The 16,058-nt window shown below is 37.6% G+C and carries 17 protein-coding genes; 11 read left to right on the top strand and 6 right to left on the bottom strand.

Annotated elements, in window-relative coordinates; all coding sequences use genetic code 11:
* Positions 1 to 80: 80 nt before the first annotated feature.
* Positions 81 to 1,847 (bottom strand): signal peptide peptidase SppA, encoded by a 1,767-nt coding sequence (gene sppA, locus B4N43_RS23445; protein ID WP_286736579.1) that lies wholly within the window; start codon positions 1,845 to 1,847, stop codon positions 81 to 83.
* A 241-nt stretch (positions 1,848 to 2,088) separates the two neighbouring features.
* Between sppA and folK the strand changes: the two genes are divergently transcribed.
* A complete protein-coding gene (folK, locus tag B4N43_RS23440; RefSeq protein WP_286736578.1) occupies positions 2,089 to 2,592 on the top strand; it encodes a 2-amino-4-hydroxy-6-hydroxymethyldihydropteridine diphosphokinase in 504 nt (167 codons plus the stop codon).
* Positions 2,573 to 2,917 carry an Hpt domain-containing protein gene (locus B4N43_RS23435; RefSeq protein WP_120334918.1) on the top strand — a complete coding sequence of 115 codons (345 nt, stop codon included), beginning with the start codon at positions 2,573 to 2,575 and terminating at the stop codon, positions 2,915 to 2,917. Before folK ends, B4N43_RS23435 begins: the two co-directional genes overlap by 20 nt.
* Here the strand turns inward: B4N43_RS23435 and pssA are convergent.
* Together pssA and rho are read right to left on the bottom strand one after the other, a co-directional pair.
* Positions 2,914 to 3,600, bottom strand: a complete 687-nt coding sequence (gene pssA, locus B4N43_RS23430; RefSeq protein ID WP_286736576.1) for a CDP-diacylglycerol--serine O-phosphatidyltransferase — start codon at positions 3,598 to 3,600, stop codon at positions 2,914 to 2,916. The two genes, B4N43_RS23435 and pssA, sit on opposite strands and share 4 nt — an antisense overlap.
* 73 nt (positions 3,601 to 3,673) lie before the next feature.
* The gene (gene rho, locus B4N43_RS23425; protein WP_286736574.1) at positions 3,674 to 5,173 is read right to left on the bottom strand and encodes a transcription termination factor Rho; all 1,500 of its coding nucleotides are present in this window, start codon (positions 5,171 to 5,173) and stop codon (positions 3,674 to 3,676) included.
* 303 nt (positions 5,174 to 5,476) lie between these two features.
* On the opposite strand from rho, the gene B4N43_RS23420 reads away from it, so the two are divergent.
* From B4N43_RS23420 to B4N43_RS23410, 3 genes are all read left to right on the top strand, one after another.
* Positions 5,477 to 7,204, top strand: a complete 1,728-nt coding sequence (locus tag B4N43_RS23420) for an MFS transporter (protein WP_286736572.1) — start codon at positions 5,477 to 5,479, stop codon at positions 7,202 to 7,204.
* A 240-nt stretch (positions 7,205 to 7,444) separates the two neighbouring features.
* Positions 7,445 to 8,308 (top strand): N-acetylglucosamine kinase, encoded by an 864-nt coding sequence (locus tag B4N43_RS23415; RefSeq protein ID WP_046671899.1) that lies wholly within the window; start codon positions 7,445 to 7,447, stop codon positions 8,306 to 8,308.
* 424 nt (positions 8,309 to 8,732) lie between these two features.
* Positions 8,733 to 9,551, top strand: a complete 819-nt coding sequence (locus tag B4N43_RS23410) for a UDP-2,3-diacylglucosamine diphosphatase (RefSeq protein ID WP_286736570.1) — start codon at positions 8,733 to 8,735, stop codon at positions 9,549 to 9,551.
* 80 nt (positions 9,552 to 9,631) lie between these two features.
* Here the strand turns inward: B4N43_RS23410 and B4N43_RS23405 are convergent, their stop codons facing one another.
* Positions 9,632 to 10,315 (bottom strand): metal-dependent hydrolase, encoded by a 684-nt coding sequence (locus B4N43_RS23405; protein ID WP_286736569.1) that lies wholly within the window; start codon positions 10,313 to 10,315, stop codon positions 9,632 to 9,634.
* A gap of 10 nt (positions 10,316 to 10,325) precedes the next feature.
* The gene (locus B4N43_RS23400) at positions 10,326 to 10,640 is read right to left on the bottom strand and encodes a YbaB/EbfC family nucleoid-associated protein (RefSeq protein ID WP_286736568.1); all 315 of its coding nucleotides are present in this window, start codon (positions 10,638 to 10,640) and stop codon (positions 10,326 to 10,328) included.
* A 184-nt stretch (positions 10,641 to 10,824) separates the two neighbouring features.
* Between B4N43_RS23400 and B4N43_RS23395 the strand changes: the two genes are divergently transcribed.
* Positions 10,825 to 11,451 (top strand): hypothetical protein, encoded by a 627-nt coding sequence (locus B4N43_RS23395; RefSeq protein ID WP_075991736.1) that lies wholly within the window; start codon positions 10,825 to 10,827, stop codon positions 11,449 to 11,451.
* A 68-nt stretch (positions 11,452 to 11,519) separates the two neighbouring features.
* On the opposite strand, the gene B4N43_RS23390 is transcribed toward B4N43_RS23395, so the two are convergent.
* Entirely contained in the window at positions 11,520 to 12,566 is a 1,047-nt protein-coding gene (locus B4N43_RS23390) for a hypothetical protein (protein ID WP_286736566.1), read from the bottom strand.
* Between the two features lie 629 nt (positions 12,567 to 13,195).
* Here B4N43_RS23390 and B4N43_RS23385 point away from each other — a divergent pair.
* From B4N43_RS23385 to B4N43_RS23365, 5 genes are all read left to right on the top strand, one after another.
* Positions 13,196 to 13,534, top strand: a complete 339-nt coding sequence (locus tag B4N43_RS23385) for a hypothetical protein (RefSeq protein WP_286736565.1) — start codon at positions 13,196 to 13,198, stop codon at positions 13,532 to 13,534.
* Positions 13,535 to 13,557: 23 nt separating this feature from the next.
* Positions 13,558 to 14,550: an A1S_2505 family phage non-structural protein gene (locus tag B4N43_RS23380; RefSeq protein ID WP_286736564.1), complete on the top strand. Its 993-nt coding sequence runs from the start codon at positions 13,558 to 13,560 to the stop codon at positions 14,548 to 14,550.
* Positions 14,551 to 15,152: 602 nt separating this feature from the next.
* Positions 15,153 to 15,479, top strand: a complete 327-nt coding sequence (locus B4N43_RS23375) for a DUF7296 family protein (RefSeq protein WP_286736563.1) — start codon at positions 15,153 to 15,155, stop codon at positions 15,477 to 15,479.
* Positions 15,480 to 15,491: 12 nt separating this feature from the next.
* The gene (locus tag B4N43_RS23370) at positions 15,492 to 15,644 is read left to right on the top strand and encodes a hypothetical protein (RefSeq protein ID WP_286736562.1); all 153 of its coding nucleotides are present in this window, start codon (positions 15,492 to 15,494) and stop codon (positions 15,642 to 15,644) included.
* Entirely contained in the window at positions 15,641 to 15,775 is a 135-nt protein-coding gene (locus tag B4N43_RS23365; protein ID WP_286736561.1) for a hypothetical protein, read from the top strand. Before B4N43_RS23370 ends, B4N43_RS23365 begins: the two co-directional genes overlap by 4 nt.
* The last annotated feature ends 283 nt before the right edge of the window (positions 15,776 to 16,058 follow it).

Here is a 16,058-nt window from a genome sequence, read left to right as displayed (position 1 = left end):
ACGTAAGAATTACCTACATCGTCATAAATCATAATAATCTATAACCATCCGACGATTGGACTCCCTTTGCGAATCAATTGCTAGTGAATCTCAACGCTATAAGGCAATCTCGCCTGCACACCCGTCTGTGCGGTAGCTTTTTTCATGACATCAAAATAACGATAGTATTCGCCCATTTGCTCTTTTGCAACCCAAACTTGGACTTTTTCTTTTGAATTATTCAATATTGAGGTAAAAGGATCCTCTTTCTCCGGATACTGGGACACTTTATATTTGCTCAAGTTGGCCTTTTTAGCGGCAGCCTGAATAGCGGCATCCAAGTTTCCGAGACGGTCAACCAATTTATTGTTCAGTCCTTGCGCACCGGTCCAAACTCTTCCCTGCCCAATACTATCAACATCAGCAATGGATAATTTACGGCCATCTGCAACAACTTTCGTAAATGTACCATATACTTTATCAACTTCCCGCTGGATGATATCCCTTTCTTCTGCTGTCAACGGGCGATCAAAAGAAGTCATCAAATCAGCAAACTTACCCGTTTTTACACCATCGTAATGTACTCCAATCTTATTGTTCATCAGATTTTGGAAATTAGGAATCACGCCAAATACGCCAATAGATCCTGTAATCGTGGTTGGTTCGGCAAATATCGAATCCGCTGCCGCTGAGATATAATACCCTCCTGATGCAGCTAAATCTCCCATGGAAACGATAACAGGCTTCACTTTCTTGGTCAAGATAACCTCCCGCCAAATAATATCTGAAGCCAAAGCAGATCCACCTGGTGAATTAACACGCAAAACAACAGCTTTAATCGCATCATCTTCTCTTAATTTTCGTAGTTCGCGGGAGAATTTATCACCACCGATTTGGCCAGGTCCAGTACCCTCACCGTCAACAATTTCTCCTGCAGCATAAAGAACCGCGACTTCAGATCCACTCGCATCGTCTTTTATCTTTTTATTATAATCCAGTAGAGAAACAAACGATATTTCATCTTTTTCCGAAATTTTCAAACGTTCTCTCAAGTCTGACAAAAGTTCGTCTTTATACAACTTAGCATCCGCAAGCTTATATTTTACCGCATCGTCCGCATCCCGAACACGATAGTCATTCGCTATAGCCCGTATTGAATCCGCAGCAATATTTCTGCTCGCAGCTATTTCATTAATAAAAGTACTGTATATACTTCCCAAATATGATGTTACCTGCAAACGATTGGGATCACTCATTTTATTCAAAAAGTAAGGTTCAACGGCACTTTTAAATGTCCCCACCTTCACAATCTGCATCTCTACCCCAACCTTATCCAAGAGATCCTTATAGAACATCGTAGAACTTGCCAAACCTCTAAAATCAATCGTCCCTTGTGGATTAACATATACTTTATCAGCGATGCTCGCTACATAATAGGCCTTTTGGTCATACCCGGCATTATAAGCAACAACAAATTTCCCGGTTTTCTTAAAGGCCAAAAGTTCGTCCCTTACTTCCTTTAAGCTCGCAAAACCAACACCGATATGACTAGCATCTAAATAGATCCCTTTAATATTCCCATCCGTAGCCGCATACTTGATCCTTGCCAAAATATCGTCTAGCCCAATATTTTTAGTAGAATAACCTGGAAGATTGAGACTACCCAAAGGATTCGCTTCACTTCTTTCTGTAATATCATAATCAAAGGATAGGTATAAAACCGAGTTGCTTTTAACAACAATCTCCTGATCAGAGGACGCCGAGCTGATGATCGCCCCAATAATTCCCATCAAAACAATAAACAACACAACAAAAGAGATCACAATCCCCGTAATTGTTGCCAGTACGTACTTAAAAAATGATTTCATATTTTGTAATTAAATCCGATCCATAAGATATCTTCCAAGAGAAAGACCTATTTTTCACTAAAGGTAATGCAATATTTTTTATTCACCCAGTCTTTTATTTCAACTACACCACATTTTATTCGCGAAATTAAGATGCCTAGCCTGAAAGAAACTTACATATCCAAAGATCATGAATACCCTAAATCCAAAGAAATAGCCGAAATTCAAACAACTAAGTTCCACAAAAGCTTAATTTAGCATTATGAATAAGATTTATATACTTTTGGGCACTAACCTCGGAGACCGTTTTCAACAGCTTGATCTAGCAAGAAAACAACTTGAAACACATGTTGGAGCAATTATTGAAGTTTCTTCGATCTATGAAACAGCGGCCTGGGGAGTTGAAGACCAACCGGCCTTTTTGAATCAGGTCGTTTTAATAGCGTCCGAGTTACAGCCTTTGGCATGCTTAGATCTAACACAACATATCGAACAGGAATTAGGACGTATCCGTATAAAAAAATGGGGTGAAAGAGTAATTGACATCGACATACTCTACTTTAACCAGGAAATCATCGACTTGCCCTCACTGCAGATTCCACACCCTTATATCGCCGAACGGAGGTTCACACTCGAACCATTGGTAGAAATAGCTCCGGGTTATATCCACCCCGTTTACAAAAAAAATAACGTATATTTATTGGATAAATGCACAGACGACTTACCTGTAAAGAAAATTAGCGACGATGAACCATATCGACATTGAACTGATCCGCCAAAACATGTTTGACAACCACGAATTAATCAAACAATTTGTATCCATGTATCTTATTCAAACACCTGTAGATCTCGACAAGCTCCGACAAGCGCTGGCTGAAGGTGATCTTCAAAAGATTGGTGATACAGCCCATCACATCAAACCGACAATGGACTATATCGGTGCCTTTCACTTAAAAGAAAAATTTGAGGAATTAGAGACCAATGCAAAAAATGAGGAGTCTCTCGAGGGCCTTCAGGCCACCTTTGATATTATAGATATCGAAATGAAAGAGCTCCTGTTTGAATTGGAACAATATGAAAAAACGATCTAAACAAGATCGTTTTTTTTATTAAAATGCAATGCCGATAATAGGAAATATAAAACTAAAATAATCGGTAAAGCCATAAATTGACCAACAATAAACAAGATCAACGTCAAGATCAAAAATATAAAGCGAAACTTATTCGTTTTCCAGTCCATCGAACTAAATTTCATCGAAAACAACCTAATTTCACTCACCAGAAGATAACTGGTTAGAAGAATACTAACGATTAATACAATCGGGTTTAAAACCAATTGCGGGTACTTGTCTGCGATATAAGGCAATGAAAGCACATAAAATGTATTCATTGGCGTATTCAAACCAATGAAATCAGAAGTTTGACGCTCATCCAGGTTGAACTTCGCTAAACGTAAGGCTGAGAAAACAGTAATGATATAGCCCAGATAAGGCAACAGAGAGCCATCAGGAAATACCTTTGTCAATAAGGTAAACATGATTGTCCCAGGTAAAAAACCGAAACTGACCATATCGGCCAACGAATCAAGCTCTTTTCCGATTGGTGATTTAACATGAAGAAGTCTTGCCACCATTCCGTCAAAAAAATCGAATATCCCGGACGCAAAGACACAAATAGTAACCACATGAATATTGCCTTGCAATGCCATCAATACAGCGATACAGCCACTAAATAAATTTAGGCAAGTAAGTAGATTTGGGATATGTTTTTTCATTTACAGGATCTAATTTATAAAAAAAGCCATCATTCGATTAAAATGATGGCTAAAATATCAAAATTTGATGGGATTACCCATTCATACTGATCAAAAATTCTTCATTTGATTTAGTTCCACGCAATTGACCTTGTAAAAATTCCATGGCCTCTGTAGAATTCATATCAGATAAGTGGTTACGAAGTACCCAAATACGTTGTAATGTTTCTTTGTCTGTCAATAGATCATCACGACGTGTACTGGAAGCTGTGATATCGATCGCAGGGAAGATACGTTTGTTAGCCAACTTACGATCCAACTGTAATTCCATATTACCTGTACCTTTGAATTCTTCAAAGATAACTTCATCCATTTTAGAACCTGTATCTGTTAATGCTGTTGCCAAAATTGTCAATGAACCACCGTTTTCGATATTCCGGGCAGCACCAAAGAAACGTTTTGGCTTATGTAAAGCGTTAGCGTCCACCCCCCCTGACAAAATTTTACCAGACGCAGGCGCAACTGTGTTATATGCACGAGCCAATCTTGTGATTGAGTCTAACAAAATAACGACATCATGTCCACACTCTACCATACGTTTCGCTTTCTCAAGCACAATATTAGCGATTTTCACGTGGCGGTCAGCCGGCTCATCAAATGTTGAAGAAACAACTTCAGCACGCACGCTTCTCGCCATATCAGTAACCTCCTCAGGACGCTCATCAATTAATAAGATAATCAAATAAACTTCTGGGTGATTCTTTGCAATAGCATTTGCAACCTCTTTCAACAAGTTTGTTTTACCCGTTTTCGGTTGAGCAACGATTAATCCACGTTGACCTTTACCTATAGGCGTAAATAAATCCATGATACGCGTAGAGTAATTTCCAACACCCATATCCAAATTTAAACGCTCATCGGGGAACAATGGTGTCAAATAATCAAATGGCACACGATCACGAACCTCAGCAGGATTTTGCCCATTGATAGCCTCAACCCGTACCAAAGGGAAATATTTTTCACCCTCTTTAGGTGGGCGGATACAACCTCGTACCGTATCTCCCGTCTTCAAACCAAATAATTTGATCTGAGATTGGGATACATAAATATCATCAGGAGAAGTCAAATAGTTGTAATCTGATGAACGTAAGAAGCCGTAACCATCAGGCATAATCTCCAATACACCCTCATTAACGATCACATTATCGAAATCTGTACTTGAAGAAGTGTTTTCTGCTTTAGGAGTTTGTGTTGCTTTTTCAGGTTGGGGACCTTTATCTGCTGATGGTGCGTCTTCGGTTGCAACCGGGGTTTCGTCATGCTCAGAAACTTCACGTTTTCTTACCGTGACAGGTTCCGCAGTCTTTACGGTCCGCACACGTTTACGTGTACGTTCAGCATGTTCCTGATTATCTTCCTCTACTTTAGCTGCTTTTTCAGCTGGCGCTGGAGCTGCTTCCTCTTCCCCACCAGTATTGCTAATTCTTTCGATTAATTCTTGTTTACGCAATTTATCAGCATCTGCGATACCGATCAACTTGGCAATCTCGCGCAATTCCGATACGAGTTTAGCGTTTAATTCGTTAATATCCATTAATGTGTTGTGTATGATTTTTGGATTTTTTTTTGAGCTTTTTTCTGAATTCTGATTACACACTTAAACAAGTTTCCATGATTAAATGTGATGAAGAACTTAATGATTTCTTTTAAACCCGAAGTGGATTAAATATTGAGAACCTAGACAAAGAAAAAAACAAATTTTGTTATTTCAAAATATTTCAAAAAAAATATTTACTATTGTAGCTAGTAAAACGATTTAACAACATTTTTAGATTGAATTTTATATTTTTTTTCATAAGTTCGTACCTTTCAAAATTTAAGTTTTTAGATCCCTTATATGGAACAGCAACAAACTAAAACCAATTACCCCGCACTCTACACATTGATTATTGTGTTTTTCTTTTGGGGGTTCATTGCGGCAGGGAACAGTGTTTTTATACCGTTCTGCAAAAATTACTTTCATTTAGACCAGTTTCAATCCCAGTTAATAGACTTTGCTTTTTATACAGCCTATTATATTGGTGCATTGTTACTATTTATTTTCAGTTCAATCGGAGGAAAGGACCTGGTTGGAAAATGGGGATATAAAAAGAGTATCGTTTACGGTTTACTTTTCTCGGCCTTGGGTGCAGCAGCCATGATTGTTGCTGTCGAAGTAAACTTATATGTTGGTATGTTGTTGGGACTATTCGTTGTAGCCCTTGGTTTTTCATTACAACAGACTGCAGCAAATCCATTTGCCGTTTTATTGGGCGATCCGAAAACGGGTGCTTCCCGTGTGAACCTAGGTGGTGGTATCAACTCATTTGGTACAACAATAGGACCTCTTGTTATCGGATTTTCCTTATTCGGAACTTTTGAGCCTATTTCTGACTCCGAGATCGCTAACCTTCCTTTAAACAAGGTTGTTTATCTTTACATAGGTGTTGGTCTATTGTTCCTCCTTGCTGCAGCATTATTTAATTTCAGTAAAAAAGTTCCTGCTGGCATTAGTGATGAACCAATGGAAAAGGCTAATAAAGCTTTACGTACATTGATCATTATGACCGTACTACTTTTTGGTATGTTCACACCGGTTTTTCTAAGCTATAAGAGCGATTTAGCCTTGCAGGTAGAGCAGTTGCATAAACAGGTTTCAAGTTTAACGGATCAGGTTCAGATTGACCAACTCAAATTGCACATTAAAGAAGTGGCCAAACCACTCGAAATGCAACGTATGCTATGGTTGGCCGGAGCATTGGTCGTTGTGATCGGCGGTTTATTGTTCTCCAATAAGAGCGCACAAAAAAATCCAGAAGGCTGGGGTGCGATGAAATATCCACAATTGGCTTTGGGTATGCTCGCCCTATTTATCTATGTCGGTATCGAAGTTGCTATCGGTAGTAACCTCGGGGAATTATTGACATTGAAGGAATTTGGTCATTTGCAATCATCGCAAATTACACCTTATGTATCTATGTATTGGGGGAGTATGATGATTGGTCGTTGGGCCGGCGCAATTACAGCCTTTAACTTGAGTAAATCAGCTAAAAATGGATTATTGATTATCGTTCCTCTGATTGCATTCTCCATTATCATCGGAGTAAATACGCTTGCAGGATTTGAAATGTCACATCTCTATTATTACGTAGTATGTATTCTTCTTCAAATTGTAGCATTCTACCTAAGTAAAGAAAAACCTGCCCGTACATTGATTATTTTCGGATTATTTGGAATCATTGCGATGTTGATTGGTTTATTCTCATCAGGTACAGTTGCAATCTATGCTTTCTTATCGGGTGGTCTTGCTTGTTCAATTATGTGGTCTTCGATTTTCAGTTTATCCATTGTTGGTTTAGGTAAATATACCGCTCAAGGCTCGGCATTTCTTGTCATGATGATTCTTGGCGGTGGTGTTCTTCCTCCGATTCAAGGAAAATTGGCAGATATTATTGGTATCCATAACTCGTATATCCTACCGTTGATCGGATTCTGTTATGTTGTTTTCTTTGCGATATTTGTTAAGGGAATATTAACAAAACAAGGAATCAATATTGACGAAATAGAGGCTGAAGGGGGCCATTAATACCCTTACTAATTGTAAATAGTACACTATTTAAACAATTTTATTACACAGCTCAAAAACTGGCTTAACAATATCGTTAAGCCAGTTTTTTTATATAGTCACCAAAGGACAAAAATTTATTTTTTGAAAAATACATGGATAAATTATGATATTTAAAATTAAAAAATGTATTTTCGGGGAATTGATTAATGAATTGATTACTCATTTTATAACGATAAACACAATTAAAACTACTCAATAATGATAATCATTGCTGACGGGGGATCAACAAAAACAAACTGGTGTTTGTTAGACGATTCGAATAAAAAAATCTACTTCAACACAGAAGGATATAACCCTTATTTTGTTGATAGTGAATACATTGTAAACTCCCTAAAAAAAGGACTACCGCAAGATTTACCTTTTGAAAAAATCTCAGAGGTAAACTATTATGGTGCAGGTGTTCATAACAAGGAAAAAGCACAAATTGTTGTTGATGCCTTAAAACAAGTATTTACTACAGCTGAAGTTGAAGTAGGACACGATCTTCTTGCAGCAGCAAGAGCATTATTAGGAACTCAAGCCGGATTTGCTGCGATCTTAGGAACAGGAACAAACTCTTGTCTCTATGACGGCAAAGAAATCACATTAAACATCGACTCAGGTGCTTACATTTTAGGTGACGAGGGTTCTGGTAGTTATATTGGAAAAAAATTACTGGCAGATTATGTTCGTAATTTGATGCCTAAAGATGTTAAAGAAGTATTCTATAACACGTATAAAATGACAAAAGACGAAATTATGGACGCGGTTTATACCAAACCTATGCCAAATCGTTTCTGTGCTAGCTTTAGCAAATTTGTCTATGACAATAATGTAAATATCGAATATACACGTAATATCGTTGATGAAGCTTTTGAAGCATTTTTCAGAAACCTTGTTAGCAAATACCCTAATTATCAAAGCTATACTTTCAACTGTATTGGTTCGGTAGGTTATAATTTCAGAAATGTTTTGGCTGAAAAAGCTGAGCAATATGGAATGAAAGTAGGCAAGATCTTACGCTCTCCTATTGACGATTTAGTACAATTTCACATCGATAGAGCGGCAGCAACTGCCAAATAAAAAAGAAAAATAATCTTTAACATAATGAAAGGTATTCAATAAAATTGGATACCTTTTTTTGTTGCTCTTCCCCCACTCTCTTGACCTTGTGGTCGTCTCCTCAATGAAAATCCCTTGCCAATATTAATTTCCAATAAACTAATTCATACCGTTTTACAAAACATTTTAATGATTTAATAACAGGAATTTCATCGGTACAAAATAAAAGTATTCTTTTTTTGTAAAAGAAGATAACAGATTTATTGAATGAAAAATCGTGGCATACAATAATAAAAAAACGGTAAAATAGACCGTTCATGATCGATTCATTTCAGGCAAATCTGTCAAAGGTGAAATATAGTCCCCAACAGGCAAAAGGACAACAAAAATCAACAAAGAAGGTTTAGACATCTTTGAAGACGTACATGAAACAAATTTATTGCAAATGAAAAGAAGCCTTGATATACTTGTAATCTCAGATTTACACCTAGGTACCTACGGGAGTAGAGCGAAGGAGCTTTTACTTTATTTAGAGTCCGTATCTCCCAAAATACTGATATTGAATGGAGACATCGTAGACATTTGGCAATTCAAAAAAAGCTATTTCCCACAGGAACATCTCAAAGTCATCAAAAAAATTATTGATATGAGCTCTTCGGGTACAGAAGTACATTACATCACAGGTAACCATGATGAAATGCTACGTAAGTTTACCGACCTCAAATTAGGTAACATCAAGCTAAGTAATAAACTGCTTCTCTCGCTCAATAACCAAAAAGTCTGGATCTTTCATGGGGACGTATTCGACGCCTCCATCCATCATTCGAAATGGTTGGCCAAACTGGGTGGCTGGGGCTATGACAAACTTATTCAGCTCAATAATGTGATTAATTATTGCCTGGATAAGATGGGTAAAGAAAAGTATTCATTATCCAAAAAGATCAAAAACTCAGTTAAAAAAGCAGTCAAATATATATCGGATTTTGAACATACCGCTACTGAACTGGCGATTGAAAAAAATTATGATTTCGTCATTTGCGGACACATTCATCAGCCTCAGATCAAAGAAGTTATTACCAGAAAAGGAACTTGTACCTATATGAACTCAGGCGATTGGATCGAAAACCTCAGTAGTTTAGAATATAAAAATGGGGAATGGAAGCTCTTCTATTTTGAAGAAAACAAAGAACAAATCCTGAAGAATAAAATCATCGATATCCCTCTTTTCAGCCTGGAAGATCTTAAAAAGATTGTCATATCTTAATGAACACAACGCAGATCTGCATAAAATCAAGAAACCAATACAACAAAAAGCCGAGCTAGCTCGGCTTTTTGTTGTATTGGTTATAACTCAAATGTCGAACCGATTTCCGGCAATGACAATGAAATATCCTCATTTTGGAATTTATCCAAAGCTTGTTGTTTATCGATCGTTATCGGCGGAAATGAATCGTAATGGATACCAACTACCCGAGCACAATTCACAAATTCAGCGGCTTTAATTGCATCATCCACATCCATTGTATAATGCCCACCAATAGGCAAAAATGCCCAATCCAGCTTCATGTCTGCCAGCAATTTCATTTCCATGGTTAATGCAGTGTCTCCAGCAAAATAAATTCGCTTGCCTTTTACATTAAAGACAAAACCTGCAGGAAACCCACCGTATTGACCATCAGGTGTACTATTGGTATGTGCGGCATATACCATCTTTACCGAACCAAAAGGTAGTTGAACCGTTCCGCCCAAGTTAAACTCGATAACTTTATCATCAGGTACTCCCTGTCTTCTCACCCAGCCTGCAGTTTCAACAATCGCTAAAACAGTGGCACCGCTGTTTTTTTGAATCGTCGCCATATCTGCCACATGGTCCTGATGTCCATGACTTAAAAAGATATAATCCGGCTTAATTGTATTTACATCGATTTCTTTTGCAAGTGGATTATACGTAACAAATGGATCTAAAAGAACCTTCGTTCCGTCAAAATCAAACTCCACACATGATTGTCCGTAATAAGTTGCTTTCATGATAATATCGCTATTGATTAAATAATCCGCCTAGTCCTCCTAGTCCACCCAACATATCCTTGCTTGCTGCCTGCATTTCAGCTTGGCTGATATTCTCAGCTTGAGCAATTGCCTTATTCAGAGCAACCACAAGCAACTCCTCCAATTCTTCCTTATCTGCGTTTGATAAAAATACAGGATCGATGGTAACCTCTTTTATCTCTTTGTTTGCTGTCGCTACCACACGGATTAAACCACTTTCCACTTCACCAGACACAGAAATTGAATCCAATCTTTTCTTGATTTCCTCCGCCTTTTGCTGGGCTTGAAATAATTTGTCAAACATATTTATATCATTTATTTCAGGCCAATTTACAAAAATCTGCGCATACCTACTATTGCTAATTTACTTTCCCCAATGCCTCTTTTTTTTCTGAAAGTGTCTGATCTTATTGACCAGAAAGAACCTTCAGTTCGCTTTCATTGCGCTTGGTGTCTTCGAAGTCATGAAGGTTTTGTATTTTTGCACCATGCAAAGCAATCAAGAAAAACTAGTCGCCCATATTTTGGACCAGTTGGACCTAAATCCGGCAGCTATCCCAGCTGAAACCTACGACACATTGATTTCAGATCGCCCTCAACTTGTCGACATCGATGATATGATCTCCTATATCAAACGTATCGGGACTGATCTCGATGCCATCGATAAAACAGTTGAACTGGTTGAAAAAATTGAAGACGAAACAAGTATTCTAATCCATAAGCTTAAGTTTATTTCGGCCACTGACAGGCCCAAAGTACTGGTGCTGGACCAAATACAGCCCCTTGAAATAAACCGTTCTGCCTATCTGCAGGAAGCCATAAAAATTGCAGGTGGTATTCCAGTTACGACAGAACATGATGCCGATAAAATCATCGTCATCGGCAATGGGGAACAGACATTTATCCAAATTCCACAATTGTTGAATACGGCAGCTATCGCTTCATCCAAAGCTATCGAGCTTGATCAGGTCTTTATTATGACCAGTGAACAATTTGCACAAATTCCCGGATACAATTATTTGAGCGAACTCGAATCCTTAGCCGAAATTCTTCAACCAAAGTATTTCGTTTATGGTCATGAAGGGAACGATTGGCTACAATTTCAACTAAGCTAAAGAACCAAAATATAGGCATAAAAAAACAGCTCCGGTAGAACGAGAGCTGTTTTTTATGTTTTATAATTCTAGTTATATCTTCTGCGCAGGACATCGTATAATTTTTCAACGGTATGCGGCTTATCTGCCCATTTATTTTTAATAGCATAATTTGTCTGCAAAAATGCATCGGCTTCCGCGTAGCTTGTAAACCTATTCAATAACTCAACAGCCTCACTATATGCTAAACTATACCCATTAAACAAATCCTTAATAAATAAGAGCTTATCATTTAAGCTTATCCCTGCTTTAATATCCGTGAGTTTATCGCTCTGTCCAGATTGATTCACCTGATAAACACGATTCTGTACGCCAGCTTGTTTCTGTTGAGAGATAATTTCATTTAAGGTCAATGGTCTCGCTGGAGCTTCCTCAATGACCGTATTGATTTCCTCCTGAATAAGAACTTCTTGCGGCTGTTCAATAACGACCTCTTTTGGTTCTTCGATTACTTCTGTAACGAAGACAGTCGATTCTTCAACTTGCGCTTTAACTTCCTTTTCTGCCTGATAAGCTAATTCCTCCACTGGAGCAGCTTCAAAAACCGGCGGAGTTGCAACAACTGGCGGACCGACAGGTTCAGCAATTGCAGGACTAGGCTCCTCCGATTGTAAAGGTTCACTTTCAGAAACAAATGGAGTTTCTGGCTCTTTCGATTTTACAGGTTCACTTTCAAAGACAAATGGGGTCTCTTTTTCCTCCACGATCGCTTCTTCATTTTCACGGCTGAAATCTTCAACTGGTTGAGCTTCTTGAACCTCTTTTTGGGACTGTTCAGCAACAACTTGCTGCGCTGATGTTCTAATGGTAGAAGGTGGGGTAAAATAATCGTTGAAAGAAATCTTCTTACTGTCCAAGGCTGCATTACTTAAAGCATGCTGCGATTGACCTTCCTGAAGAACAGCCTTGGTCTTGAGTAAAGTTATGTAAGCCGCTACAGCCTGTGCTTTCGCTTCCAGTGTTACTAATTCGTTAATTTCGGACAAACTCCCCTGCTCTGACAAGCTTAAATACTGTCCATTTAAATCCTGTAATAAATCGCCTATCTTATTAAAAATTTCCTCTTTAGTACCCATAGTTCTATTTGAAATCACCAATTAATCATTTATAATACTTATACCTTCAACCGACCGAAAAGTGAAAAACTCAATCCTTTGATTTAGAAATATTTGGATTTACGTTCACTTTTTTGCTACCCAAATTTAATATTTAATTCTGATATAATGCCGTTAAGTAACTGTACACAAACATTATAACAAGATTGAATACACTTCGTTGTAAATTATTTGTAAACCTTTCTACAAAACTTGACAGAAGTGCCCTGCCCTACTCTCAAATATCCTAAATAAAATAAACTTTTTTTAATAACACTATTGTTATGTTGTAATATGTTTTTTTTACATTCACATTATTATCATTTTAGTTATACCACGTTATGTTACTAATTCTGGATTACTTGACACTGATTTAGAATTGTTAGTGCTTACCAAACTGAAGAAGTTGGAAATTGGAGGAAAGCTGGTTGTGTCGGAGGTAGCCAAGAGAGATCCTAAGGGATTTATCAAGGTTATTAAAAGATTGATCAGCTGCGGATGGAGTGAACATGAATTTTCCAATGACTATAAAGAGGTTAAGCGCTTGGACTTGCCATATTTTGCTCGTGATTACTATCGCGAGCAATCAAAGGTGCTAAAGCTTAACGAAAATGAAACCAAATTTCACAGAGAGTAATCTATCATCATTGGGATTCGATCCCAACGGAACATGGGGAGATAAAAGTCTTCCATTATGGTCTATCTATTTAGGACACGGCATGTCCATGCCTGTGGTTGAATTCAAAGAAGTATTTATTGAGGTTGATGGTTCAATCAAACCGCTACCAGGTGTAACCAACGTTATGGCTCTTGCCTGTGGTTTGTTGCTGTTCGGTAGGTCCTTCGATATTTCCCGAGTATTGTCTGGATTAAACGTGGACACTTTGGAAGTTGCAACAGGAGTATACGACATAGCCCCTACTCGTGAGGAAGTAGCAACAGAATATTAAAAAATCAAAATTATAACCACAACATGAAAACAACACCATCAAAATTAGAAGAAGGACAAATCTTCGTATTCGGAAGCAACATGAACGGCAACCATGCAGGCGGTGCCGCAAGAACAGCAGTTAAAAAGTTTGGCGCAATTGAAGGCCAAGCAACAGGACTTCAAGGTCAAAGTTATGCCTTACCTACTTTGAGTAAGAAAATGCAAAAACTATCATTAAGCACCATATCTAAACATATAGATGAGTTATACAAATATGCTTATGATAATGCAGACTTAGAATTTATTGTAACCAAAATAGGTTGCGGAATTGCTGAATTTGAAGAAAGCGAAATAGCCGAACTATTCAAGTCAAAAGAAACACCGTTCAATGTTATACTTCCAGTGGAATTTTTACTTGTAAGAGGTTTCAAAGGATTTGATAAAGGAATGAATTGCCGTGGATTCCAGTTCGATGAGAACAAAGAATTTATTCATAAAGGCAATGTTGCTACCTGCCAAAGTGGATTCCATTTCTGCGAACACCCATTCGATGTATTTAATTTCTACAGAGGTAATGACAAGGATTTTGCAGAGGTTGAAGGTTCTGGTAAAATAGACTTTGATTCTCAAAATTCAAAAGTAGCAGTATCTAACCTCAAAGTAAAAACCAAGTTAAAACTATTTGACTCCGTAAAAATTGGCATCGAATACACTAACAAAAAAGTAAACTTCTTACGTAGACGAGCAGATAAGTATATAGAGAAGAATACCAGTAACTCTTCGGTGAACAGCGGCCTTATCTCTTCGGTGTCTGCTGGTAGATTCGATTCTGAAATAAACCTAGACGGCAAAAACTCTTTTGGTATTGCTGGTAAAAGCTCGAAAATACGAGGTAAAAAAGGCTGTGCTATCTGCTTAGTTGAATACAATAATAACTATGATATTATCGGTGTCAAAACTGCAATTATTGATGGTGTAATTCCTAAAGAAGATACACATTACAAGTTGGTTAATGGTGAGTTTGTGGAAGCTTAATTATCACCCATGGGTGCTTTAACCGGCACCCTTTAAAAGAAAAGAAGATGGACAACATACAACTTGAAAGAGAAGCACGTAAAAAATTTGATAAGTAGCGTGAGCGAGTTCGGAAAAATTTGCCTGAACTATCGTCAAGAGTTTTTGCGATTAGAACTAAATCATACATGGGGTTCGGGTTCGAATGGTCTTTGGAAAAAGACTTGGGATATATAATTCGTAGTATATCAAATTTCGATTCATACCCTGATTCAATAGATCAAATACTCATTAAAATAGTTACCGAAAGCCTTTATAAGGACTTAAGCAGAATTGAAAAAGAAATTGAGAACCGGCAAGTTAACAATCACTAAGGTAAAGTAAAGTAGGCTATGACAATCGAAGAAAACAACAATCTAGTAGACCTAGCATCTAAAAAGAAAGATAGTGTCTACTCTAAGAAGCCTTACACTTATGCTGTTAAGAATGGTAAGATGGTAGCCTATGCAGACTATTTCGGTGATGTGTACAGGTGTTTCAGAGGATTCAATTCGCACATAGGAAAGGTGCAGCGATATGAAGTCCGAGCAATGTTAACCAAGATAATTAAAGAATTATAAATCATGAAAAGAGAAATAGAAACAAAATTATACGAGTTCACTCAAAATAACTCAGGCGGTAGTTTTGATGTAGACAAAAATGTCTGCCATAGGGTAGTAATTGAAGCTGTAGATAAAAATCATGCGATAGCACTACTTGAAACAATGATTGAGCATCAAAGTTCGTCATGTTCATGTTGCGGCGATAGATGGTCACCGTGTTATGGAGAAGAATTGGATATTGCCAAATATAAAACAGAAGGTCTTTTAATAAGCATCAATACTCATTACAAAGATTATGAGCAACGGTGGTATACCTTATTTGGCGATAGCAGTTATTACGGGACTTAAAATAAATAATTTATGAAAATAATAGACAACAGAGAACTGTTTGAAGTAGACTTAAACAGTAACACGATGCAAGTTTTGGCAATGGATTTAAAGGCAGCAATTCCCCATGTTTTAACCGAACATTCATTGGACGATGAAGACGATTACATCAGGGAAAAAAGATGAGCTATTCTGAAGTAGAGAATGCTGTTATTTGGAATGAGGAAAACAGGAAGCATTTAAATTTAGTGACTTGGATAAAAAAAGAGATAAACCCGGGCGATAAACCTATCATCTTTACCTACACTGAAGTATAACCCTCACTAAGCAACAAAGAGAAGCGCTCCGACTAAAGTATTCGGGGCGCTTTCGCAAAGGAACAACCCGACTTGTATTTCTTGTAGGAAGATACGCAATAAAAATACCTAATTTCACATACAGCATGCAGAATTTCCTTACCGGATGCTTAGCGAATCATAACGAGCGACTGTTCTGTAAGCAGTTCAAAAACTTGTCACAAATAGATTTATTTGCTAAAACATATTCGGTTGTTTTTTGAGGTTATTGAACAGTCAGGAAAGAGTAAGGCCGCCAAATGTA

It is taken from the genome of Sphingobacterium sp. UBA1897, from assembly GCF_002337775.1.
Taxonomy (GTDB): domain Bacteria; phylum Bacteroidota; class Bacteroidia; order Sphingobacteriales; family Sphingobacteriaceae; genus Sphingobacterium; species Sphingobacterium siyangense.
Note: the sequence above shows the minus strand (reverse complement) of the source record. Positions and strands in the feature narration are given on the sequence as shown.